9 protein-coding genes are annotated in these 10,704 nt (G+C 47.9%); 2 read left to right on the top strand and 7 right to left on the bottom strand.

Going from position 1 to position 10,704, the window contains the following annotated elements; all coding sequences use genetic code 11:
* Positions 1-74: 74 nt before the first annotated feature.
* From BN1234_RS05685 to BN1234_RS05695, 3 genes are all read right to left on the bottom strand, one after another.
* Positions 75-2,213: a DNA topoisomerase III gene (locus BN1234_RS05685; protein WP_054955691.1), complete on the bottom strand. Its 2,139-nt coding sequence runs from the start codon at positions 2,211-2,213 to the stop codon at positions 75-77.
* A 117-nt stretch (positions 2,214-2,330) separates the two neighbouring features.
* Positions 2,331-3,155 (bottom strand): MBL fold metallo-hydrolase, encoded by an 825-nt coding sequence (locus tag BN1234_RS05690; RefSeq protein ID WP_054955692.1) that lies wholly within the window; start codon positions 3,153-3,155, stop codon positions 2,331-2,333.
* Between the two features lie 84 nt (positions 3,156-3,239).
* Positions 3,240-3,968 (bottom strand): acyl-[acyl-carrier-protein] thioesterase, encoded by a 729-nt coding sequence (locus BN1234_RS05695; protein WP_054955693.1) that lies wholly within the window; start codon positions 3,966-3,968, stop codon positions 3,240-3,242.
* 191 nt (positions 3,969-4,159) lie between these two features.
* Here BN1234_RS05695 and BN1234_RS05700 point away from each other — a divergent pair, with 191 nt between their 5' ends.
* Complete coding sequence (locus BN1234_RS05700; protein ID WP_054955694.1) at positions 4,160-4,984, top strand: MurR/RpiR family transcriptional regulator; 825 nt, start codon at positions 4,160-4,162, stop codon at positions 4,982-4,984.
* 88 nt (positions 4,985-5,072) lie between these two features.
* Here BN1234_RS05700 and BN1234_RS05705 read toward each other — a convergent pair whose 3' ends face one another.
* Positions 5,073-5,771 (bottom strand): N-acetylmannosamine-6-phosphate 2-epimerase, encoded by a 699-nt coding sequence (locus BN1234_RS05705; RefSeq protein WP_054955695.1) that lies wholly within the window; start codon positions 5,769-5,771, stop codon positions 5,073-5,075.
* 277 nt (positions 5,772-6,048) lie between these two features.
* On the opposite strand from BN1234_RS05705, the gene BN1234_RS05710 reads away from it, so the two are divergent.
* Positions 6,049-6,306, top strand: coding sequence for a GlsB/YeaQ/YmgE family stress response membrane protein (locus BN1234_RS05710; RefSeq protein ID WP_054955696.1), 258 nt, complete (start codon positions 6,049-6,051; stop codon positions 6,304-6,306).
* A 140-nt stretch (positions 6,307-6,446) separates the two neighbouring features.
* Here the strand turns inward: BN1234_RS05710 and BN1234_RS05715 are convergent, their stop codons facing one another.
* The 3 genes from BN1234_RS05715 to BN1234_RS05725 form a co-directional block, all read right to left on the bottom strand.
* Positions 6,447-8,033 (bottom strand): response regulator, encoded by a 1,587-nt coding sequence (locus BN1234_RS05715; RefSeq protein ID WP_054955703.1) that lies wholly within the window; start codon positions 8,031-8,033, stop codon positions 6,447-6,449.
* Positions 8,020-9,405 (bottom strand): ABC transporter substrate-binding protein, encoded by a 1,386-nt coding sequence (locus BN1234_RS05720; protein WP_054955697.1) that lies wholly within the window; start codon positions 9,403-9,405, stop codon positions 8,020-8,022. The genes BN1234_RS05715 and BN1234_RS05720 overlap by 14 nt, the downstream gene beginning before the upstream one ends.
* A gap of 12 nt (positions 9,406-9,417) precedes the next feature.
* Positions 9,418-10,704: sensor histidine kinase (locus BN1234_RS05725; RefSeq protein ID WP_054955698.1), on the bottom strand; the 1,287-nt coding region annotated here is incomplete at its 5' end.

The following is a 10,704-nucleotide window of genomic DNA, read 5'->3' on the forward strand; positions in this document are numbered from 1 at the left end:
AGCCATTCCACGGAAGGTTATGCCCTATATTCTAAGTACCGGGATATTCGTTCGGTCCCCAGGAACTAGACAGACTACTCAGATTTATTCTTCTCAAGAGCCGCTTTCAGAAGCTCTCCAAGATTGGAGCCTATGGATTCCTGTTTGCTGTACTTCTGGACCAGCTTTCGTTCCTCACGCTTATTAACATGCTTGCTGTCCTTGTTCAGCGTTTCGGTAATTCCGCAGCCAAGACACTGCACATACAGCCCGGCTTTACCTTCCTTCATCTCCATCTTCTTATGGCACTGTGGGCAGCGGCGGTTGGAAAGTCTCTTCTCACCGGAACGCTTGTAGCCGCAATCCTCGCTCGGGCATACGAGCAGCTTCCCTCGCTTTGTCTTCTTCTCCAGCAGTCTTGTGCCGCAATCCGGACAATGGCTGTTCGATACATTATGCGGCTTGTACTCCGCATCACTTCCCTTGACACCAGCTACCAGCTCCTTCGTCATATCACGAATGCCTCGAAGGAATGGATCTGCCTTGCCCTGACCCTTCGCGATCCGCTCCAGCTCCGCTTCCCAGAGGGCTGTAAGCTCGGGAGTTCTCAGCGCCGGAGCGACCAGGTCAATCAGCTGCTTCCCTTTACCCGTTGGGTGCAGTGAAGCTCCCTGACGTTCGATGGTATCGGAGCTTACAAGCTTCTCAATAATGTCCGCCCGTGTTGCCGGTGTTCCGAGGCCATGCTTCTCCATCTGGGATAACAGTGCTGCCTCAGTGTAACGTTTAGGCGGCTGAGTCCGGCCTGGCTTTACAATACAGCGGCGAACAGTGACCTTCTCTCCTTGAGTAAGCTCCGGAAGCAGCTTCCCTGATGATCCTGTACCATTGGAATCCTGGTTGTCATCGTCACCCTCATCGTCGAAATCGCCGCCATATACCTCGCGCCAGCCGCTGTCTTTCACGGTTGTTCCCTTGGCACTAAAGGTCTCTCCCTCAATCTGAACCGTAACCGATACCGCATCATATTTCGCTGGCGGGTAGAATAAGCTGATGAACCGGCGTACGATCAAATCGTACAGCTTACGTTCATCTGTACTTAACTTGTTCAGCAGTACGGTCTCTTCTGTCGGAATAATCGCATGGTGATCCGTAACCTTGCTGTCGTCCACCACCCGTTTTCCAGGCGACAGGCTCTTGCGGAGCAGCGGACGGGCAAGTGCAGCATAAGGTCCAACCGCAACGCTCTCCAGGCGTTCTTTCAAGGTAGAGACCATGTCAGAGGTAAGATACCGGCTGTCCGTACGCGGATAGGTGACGAGCTTGTGCTGTTCATACAGCTTTTGCAATACGTTAGACGTTTGTTTGGCCGAGAATCCGAAACGCCGGTTCGCATCGCGCTGCAGTTCTGTCAGATCGTACGCCAGCGGATGGGGCTCAGACTTTTCAGTTTTCTTAACGCTCGTAATCACACCTGTTCGGCCGTCCAGCTTCTGCTTCAGCTTCTCGGATTGACCTTTATCAAAAATTCGTCCATCCCCGCTGGAAGCACGCCATGAAGCTTCAAATGAACCTAAATCGACGCTGATCGTATCATACTCCTGGGAACGGAAGCTTGTAATTTCCTTTTCCCGCTCCATAATCATGCCAAGCGTTGGAGTCTGAACACGCCCCGCCGATAACTGGGCATTGAATTTGCAGGTTAAAGCACGAGTCACATTCAGCCCTACCATCCAGTCAGCCTCCGCCCGGCAGCGGGCGGATTCATATAATCGATCGAACTGGCTGCCAGGCTTAAGACCAGCAAAGCCTTCCTTAATCGCCTTATCCGTCTGGGAAGAAATCCACAAGCGCTTAAACGGTTTATTCCATTTCGCCATATTCAATATCCAGCGGGCAAGCAGTTCTCCTTCACGCGCCGCATCCGTTGCAACGATTACTTCGCTGATATCCTTGCGTTTAAGAAGCGCCTGCACCGCCTTATATTGATGACTTGTCTCCCGCAGTACCTTGTGCTTCATCTTGTCCGGCAAGATCGGCAAATCCTCCAAGGCCCATGTTTGATATTTATGATCATAATCTTCAGGCTCTGCCAGTCCCACCAAATGTCCCAGCGCCCAAGTAACAACATACTTCGGTCCTTCAAAATAACTCTTATGCTTCTCGCGGCTCCCCATAACCCGTGCAATTTCTCTTGCAACCGACGGCTTCTCCGCCAATACTAATGCTTTCATAGCCCTCCCCTTTCTCTTGTACTGCTATTATACCCTCCCTTCTATTTATCCACAAAAAAACAGGCTTTCCAAAGGGCTGCTTGCCAATGGAAGCCTGTATGTTTGTACTATTTTGCCTTATTTATCATCGTCCTCGTTAACGTAACGTCCCTGCTCCGGCACTGCCAATCGGTCGAAGTCCCGCGCCAAAATCTGAAGCGCATCTGCCAGCTCATTGCCTGACATAGACACTCCGTGCCCAGTGACTGCGATCTGCGGGTTGAGTGCTGCGAGCCTTCTGACCGATTCCCTGGCTGCATCCCAATCCGGCGTAAAATAGGTTGGCGGGCCATGCAGCTCCTTCTCCTGAGTCATTACAGACAGAGCCGATTCCTGCTTCACCGTAATAACGGCATCTCCCGCAATGAGCGCCCCGTCCTCATTACGAAACAAGGATACCTGACCGGGACTGTGGCCCGGGGTAGGAATCCACCGCCATTCCGGAAGCCCTGGAACGGTTCCGTCTTCCGGAAGCGGATAGATTCTTGAACCCAGATTTATTCCTTTATGGGGATACATCGGTGCAACACGGGCCATCAGCCCACCCCCGACGGAAGGGTCACCCGGCGGATAATCCGCTTTTCCTGTCAGGTAAGGCATTTCAAGCGGATGAGCGTATACCGGGACGTTCCAGCGGTCCGCAAGCTCTTCCACATTGCCAACATGATCGAAATGCCCATGAGTCAGAGCAATGCATTTTGGCGGACGACCAAATCGTTCCTCCGCCGTTGCTGCTATAGAATTCGCAAATTTTCCAAGGCCGGTATCTACAAGAACCCAATCACCTTCAGCTGGAGAACCGACCATCTGTACATTAACCATCACAGTGCGCAAGGAGAGAATATCAGAAGTAACCTCTTCCTTCTCCACGGCACCTGTCTTGAACATACTGTGTTCGTTCATATTTACATGCCTCCATTCACCCTTGAAATTTCGCCCTTATATTAGTATACCCACTAGCAAAAATTTCAAAGGATGAAGCAGAAACTATTCAATAATAGCAGCCTCAAAAAAGTTTGTCCCTTTAGGAGATACCCCCTGGATATATACCTCTGTTCCTTCCCCCTGAGAACGCCGCAGCATCATCTCGTCATTTCGTCTGGCTTCATGATGATAAGTAATCTTGAAACGGGTGACGTGTTTGTGCTCCAATTCTTCCTCGGTCAACGTATCCCAGCATAAATCGGCATAACGTGCATTATTCAAGTGACCATTACTGTCAAGCCCGCTATACCGAACAGTATGGACATATACATCCTCTAACTTGCTTCCTTCCGGAATGATTGCCTTGTCTAAAGAGATGCCTACGGACTCTTCATGAACAGGCACGGGATAAGGGAAAGCCGAAGGTCTCATTATTTTTCGTTTATGTATGTCCACTAAAGCCCACACTGAACTTGCTGCGCCGATCTCCTCATGTTCAGCATTATACAGACGATAATCGCGATGCCAAAGTGCGCCCTTAGAGCCCCTGCTCCACGTAGCAATCTCAATGGTGTCGGTATACCGCGGCAAGGAGGTCATCTGCACCTCCAATGTAATGAGCATCCACCCCATGCCTTGCTCCACCATCTGTTCTCTGCTGACACCCAATGCTTCAATATGCCCGTCTGCAGCACGCTGCAGGATATTAAGCAGTGAAGACCAGCGAATGTTGGATTTATAGTCAACCGCATCCGATTGTACAGTCATCGTCTCTGTCCATTTTGCAATCATAAAGTATGCATCTCCTTTAAGCATGAAGCGAATATGTAATAAATATCCCAAAATTGCTGCCTATCATTACCGCAGATCATTCCATCATAAACAATCATCGGCCTATTTTCAAAAAACTATGCGGATTTACTTCGTATAAAGAAACGCTATAATTAGTGAATACGAATAATTCATTTATAGAGGTGAAGTTGATGCACCGAAGTGTTTTGGACGAGCTTCAATTACAATATCACGCCCTCTCTCAGAAAGAGAAGGAAATCGCAGACTATATCGTCCAGCATAAAAGCTCTATACAGAATATTAACATACGTGAATTGGCTGACCATACACATTCATCCACCTCAACGATCACCCGATTCTGCAAAAAAATTCACTGTGAGAGCTTTGTCGATTTCAAAATTCGGCTGAGCAGAGAGGCTGACAAGCCTGCAGGGAACCACAACAGCTTCACACAGATACAGAATATTTACAATGAAATCATTAATTCCACGGCAGATATGATGCACGAGGATGACTTTGAGCTTGTGGTGCAGAAGATTAAAAAAGCGAACCGTGTCCAGGTATACGGGCTTGGGAGCTCTGGATTATCAGCACTGGAATTCAAATACCGGCTTATGCGAATGAACATCACGATTGATGCTATGACCGATTCCCATATGATGATTATGAGCGCAGCACTATTGAATGAGAATGATCTGATCATTGGATTATCCAATTCCGGACAAACCTCCGAAATTATCGAAGCTATGCGGATCGGAAAAAAGAACGGTGCTGCCACAATCAGCATCACGAACTATAAGCATACGTCCCTTACTGACGTTTCGGATATTTCTTTATACACACCAAGCCTGCACCGAATGGGTGATACCCAATTCATTAACAGCCAACTGGCTATTATATATGTCCTTGATGTGCTGTCCATGCTTCTGCTGAATGATAAGACACTGCTCAAAAAACGTCAGGACACAATCGAAACGCTGTATTATTCTTTAAACGATGATCACCAAAATAATTAAACCGCACATATATCAGCATATAAAAACGGCTTAGTCTCCCTTAATGGAAGGCGCAGCCGTTTTTGTTCAACCTGGTATTTATTTATAGCTAAGACTGGATATGTTTCACGAATCTCTCGGTAATTTGTTGTGGTCTTGTGATGGCACCACCGACAACCACACAATATACGCCCAGCTCAAGACAGCGTTTTGCCATTTCCGGAGTTAATACATTCCCTTCCGCAATTACAGGTGTTTGAACAGCTGCAATAACGCTCTTCAACAGTTCGAAATCATTATCATACATCTTCTGTCCTGCTGTGTGCTCGGTATACCCGATCAATGTAGTTCCAATTAAATCAAAACCGAGCTTCTCCGCTTTCATCGCTTCTTCTACCGTTGAAATATCTGCCATGAGCAGCTGTTCAGGGTATTTCTCTTTAATCTGACGGATCAGCTCCGGCAACTCTAATCCACCCGGGCGAATGTCTTTAGTCGCATCCAGTGCTATAATATCCGATCCTGCACTTACCAACTCCTCAATCTCTTTCATAGTTGGCGTAATATATACTTTTGAATCCGGATAGTCCCTTTTTACAATCCCGATCACAGGCAGATTTACTAGTGATTTAATTTCCTTAATGTCCACTGCAGAATTAGCTCGTATTCCTACAGCTCCGCCTTCACGTGCAGCTACAGCCATTCTTCCCATAATAAAAGGGCTGTGCAGCGGCTCGTTCTCCAAGGCCTGACAAGAAACAATGAGTCCACTACTTAAACCAAGCGCTTCCAAGCGTGCTTTTGTCATCTTTAAGACACTCCCATGTATTCAAGAAATTATTATAACGATCATTCATAGAAAACAGATTTCAATATCAATATATATCACGAAAGTCATTTTCGTCAATTGATTAATAATATGAATAATTCACTTCGTCTTTGTATATAAACCCAAAAGTTCATCGACCTTTTTGGCAGATGGAGATGATTTACTTATTGTATTAAAAACAAGGCACGGTTTAAAAATCCTTACTTTGGTTAATAGTAAAGCACAAACAAATAAATTATTTTACGAGGTGATTAACATGAGTTTTCTTTGGTCATTAATTATTGGTGGTATCATTGGATGGATCGCAGGCCTGATTATGGGTCGAGACATTCCTGGCGGCGTTATTGGTAACATCATTGCCGGTTTCGTAGGTGCATGGCTAGGTGGATTGCTGCTTGGATCATGGGGCCCTGAAATTGGAGACTTCTACATTATCCCTGCATTGATCGGTTCCGTAGTGCTTGTATTTATCGTGAGCCTGATTATGGGATCGATGAGAAAGAATCGTTCTTAATCGAACGCACACTGTAGTTTGACACATAAGAAAAAATAACAATGCCAGCACACCCCCTCACGGAGCTGCTTACTTACGCAGCACACCCCGTGAGGGGGTGTGTTTTTTAGTGAGAAACAACCCCGCTTAAACAGCCTTCGTCAATTTAATACAGCCTCCCTGTATTCAGTAGGTGTCCGGCCGGTTATTTTTTTAAAAACCTGAGTAAAATATCTTGGGTCCTGATAACCGACAAGCGGCGCGATCTGATATACTTTGACACTCGTATTTTTTAAGATAGACTTCGCCTTTTCAATCCGGTATTCCGTTAAATATTCAAGAAAAGTGTACCCGGTCACCTGTTTAAACAACGTGCAAAAATGGCTGATACTGAGACCGGCTGCTTCAGCTGCTGCTTCTATGCTTAGATCCTGCTGATAATGACCGGATATATACGCCTTCGTTTTCCCTATAATGGTATCGGCATGTTCCTTCGGCTGATGTCCCTGACTGCATTCCTTCATCCAGCGGCTGAGACTGGTCTTGAGCACGATCATCATATCCTGCAGCGTGGAGGAAGCCTGAATGCCCTGAAGCGTTTGTTCCATATCTCCTTCCTGAAGGACTCCCCAATGTTCAAACTGGCGGTACAGCACCACCATTAGCTGGGACAGCATTCGTTCCGTATTATCCCTGGAAAGATTATGACATTCAAAATAGTCCTTGAGCTGATCCCAAAGCTCCTGAGTTTTACCCAGGTTCAGCGTTCGCACGCTCTCCAGCATGGCCGTTTCAAGCACTTTTGGATACTTGGCTTCTCTGGTATCGGCTGATGTAGTTGCAAAATAAACCCCTTCGGGTCCCGCATAAAACCGCTGATACAGCGCTTCAACGGCTGATTCATACAGCTCTGCCAGCCGGTCCATCCCCGCTGCGCTCATGCTGAAGCCGATTGATGCGGACAGTTTGGTGTTATCCTTGATCAGACGGATGACCTCCCGGCCGAGATGCTCCTGCTTTTCCTTCATTGATGCCGGAAAGAGCAGCACCCACTCTCCGCTGCGGAATGGAAATACGGTGAGACCTCCATTCAGCACCGACCATTCCTCCAAAATATTGCGGATGGCAAACAACCAAAGCCTTTTCTCCTCCATGCCCCACTGCCCGCCCAGCTTCATATACTGATCCAGCTGAAGCACGGCCATATAGTATCCCTGATCCAGCTCGCTTTGCTCCAGCCACTGCATATGCTGCAGAGAGCTTCGGCTGCCTTCAATAATTTCCGTAAACATGCGTTCCCGTGCCAGCATTGACAGCACCTGAATGGAGTGCAGCAGCTTATCGTTGTCATCCTGTTTTTGCAGAACCGTTGTGGCCCGTTTGACCGTTTCCGTCAGCTCATCATGATCAATCGGCTTCAACAGATAATCGAAGGCCCCTTCCCGCAGAGCCTCCCTGGCATATTCGAACTCCCCGTAACCGCTGATAAAAATAAACAGCAGCTGCGGATGTTCGTTCATCACTTCTTTCATCAACGTGATCCCGTCTATACCGGGCATTCGGATATCACTGATAATGATATGAGGCCGGGTCTCATTGACCAGAGCCAGTGCTCCTTCGCCATTACGCGCTTCTCCTGCAATACAGAGGGAGAGCTCCTCCCACGGAATCGCCACTTTCAGGCTGCGTAATATGACCGGCTCGTCATCCACCAAAATAACCCGGTACTTATCCTTATCCATTCCCATGTTCCACATTTCCCTCCGCTTCGTCAGAACCTGCATTGTCCCTCAGCCTCCAATATCGCTCTGAGGAATTCTGAATTTGTTCCAAAGCCTCTGCCGCCCCGATATTTCCCTCCAGCATATTTGCAAGCACCTCTAGAAAGGTTTTATTCAATTCCGGCGAAATGACGTTGTCATAGGGTAAAAAGCTGGACGGACTCTGCTCCATTAGGCGAATCACTTGAGCAAACACTGGACCTGTGCGATTGGAATCATAATCAATTTTCATGGAAGGAATACGAAGCCCTTCATAAACGATCCGCGTCTGAACTTCTTCCGTATACAAATCCTCCAACAGCTCCAGAGCTGCCGCTTTTTTGGAGTCATTAAGATCGGATGACAGGCCGATGCCAATGGTATAACCTCCTGCCATAGAGCGACCCTCCCCCTCTGTCAGGACTGGAAATGGAATCACCCCCACCTCCTCCTGGAACCTTACACTGCCGCCCTTACTTCGAAAAAGGTTGATATCCCAGTTGCCATTCAAATACATGGCCGCTTTTCCTTCCGTAAACAACTTTACCGCTTCCTCAGTCGACAGGGTATTGGATGAGGGGCTGAAGCTGCCCTCTTTGATCCATAACTCCAATTGGCGTAAGGCCTCTTCATACCCCGCGTTCCGAAAGCTGACTTGCTCTTCCCCCCATGCCAATTTCTGAATCAGCTCCGGGCCCGCATAACGGTCCATTACATATTGTGCGAATATGGCCGCCGGCCAGCGCTCCTCATTGCCCAGTGCAAAAGGAATGATGCCGTTCGCTTTTAATACCCGTACCGCTTCGTTTAATTGATCCAGCGTTTCCGGAGGAGGAATATTCAGACGATTAAAAATCGTTTTATTATAATAAAGCGGCTCTGCATGACCTTCTAATGGCAGACCATAGATGCCTTCGTCAAACGTCCACAGGCTTAGGTCTTGAAATTGCAACTTCAGCCTCTTCCTCTCCAAGAACTCCGTTAAATCCATCAGCCTGTTGGAGCGAACATAAGGTTCAATTTCCGCACCTCCAAACAAGACAAACATGTCAGGCGGTGTCCCGGTCACCATCTCGCTTTTCAGCTTCAACTCACGATGGCTCGTCTGGTCTACACCCTCAAAGTTAATCTTGATATTCGGATGTGTCTCCTGATATTTTCGAACAACGCTCTCTACGATCTCAAGCACCTGCCGGTCATGCTCACGGTTCCAGAAATGGCGGAAGCTCAAGGTGATTTTCTCGGCCTGCTCCTCTTCCAGCGGACTCCGGTTTTGCGTCAGGGCCCACATAACCGTTATTCCAAGGAGGCAGACATACAGAATGATCCATCCCCAATTCACCAGTCGTCTCCAGTTCATTCTGATCCTCCCTTATGACAAAATCTTTGGTATGCGGATCCGGATCGTCGTCCCATATCCGGCCGATGAGCAGATCATGATGCCGTATCGACTGCCGAACCGAAGAACCAGCCGCTCATGTACATTTTTCAATCCGACACCATTCTCACGGTATTTTTTCATCTGGCTTTGTTCCTGCTGCCACAGCTTCAAGAGCGTCTGCGGGTCGAAGCCCGGTCCATTGTCCGCAACGTCAATCAGCAGATCCTCACCGGATTCGCTGACGCGGATTGAGATCATCCCGCTTTCCTGCATCGGTTCAATGGCATGGTATAAAGCGTTTTCTACAATGGGCTGCACAATAAGCTTTTGAGTTAAATAATGCTTCAGGTGCTCCGGTAAATGGATCTCATAGTCAAACCGTTCCTCAAAACGGAATTTCTGAATATTCATATAATGCCGGACATGCTCAAGCTCCATGCTGAGCGATATAAGTTCCTGATTTTCACTGATACTGATGCGGAGCAGCTTACCGAGGGAGATGACCATTTTGCTGATATCCTTATTCCCTGCAAGCACGGCCATCGAATTGATAGACTCCAGTGAATTGTAAATAAAATGAGGATTAATCTGCGCAACGAGGGCCTGAAGCTCCGCTTCTTTTTTACGGCCCTGCTCGGTCTCCACCTGCTGCAGTAACTCCTTGATCTGGGTGCTCATCCGGTTGAAGCCGTCGATGAGAAGGTCGGTCTCGTCTTCCGCTTTCTGCTGCAAGGGTATAGGAAAGAAAACTCCCTGCTTCACACGCTTCATGCCGTTTACCGCGCTGATAATACTCCGCACCATCCGACGTACGAAAAAACGGTCAAACAAAAACGCGGACAGCAGCGATAATGCCCCCAAAATCAAGGCAATATTTCGAATCGATACCGATTCGGAGGCGATCAGCCGGTTCGGCGTAATAGCGGCAAGATACCAGTTTTTAAGATGTGAGGGCATATAGGTGATGAGCGATTTCTCACCCAAATATTCATCCACGTAGTATCCTTTACCTTGAGAGAAACCGTTCTGTAAAAAAGGAAATTCCGTGTATTCCCCGATACGTTCTCCGGATTTATCAAACACAATGCTTCCCTCTTTGTTCACAAGAAGGATGTCGCCCTGCTTCAGGGTTGCCGCATCCCAAAATACCTGCTCGAGCAGTTCAGGCTTGATGTAGATGACGAGTACACCGATGTCTTCCAGCGAATAATAATCCTTAATCACCCGGGACTGGATGAGTAAAGGTAAGCCCTGTCGTCCCGCCGGACCCGCCCCTCC

It is taken from the genome of Paenibacillus dakarensis, assembly GCF_001373415.1.
In the GTDB taxonomy this organism is placed as follows: domain Bacteria; phylum Bacillota; class Bacilli; order Paenibacillales; family Paenibacillaceae; genus Paenibacillus_AQ; species Paenibacillus_AQ dakarensis.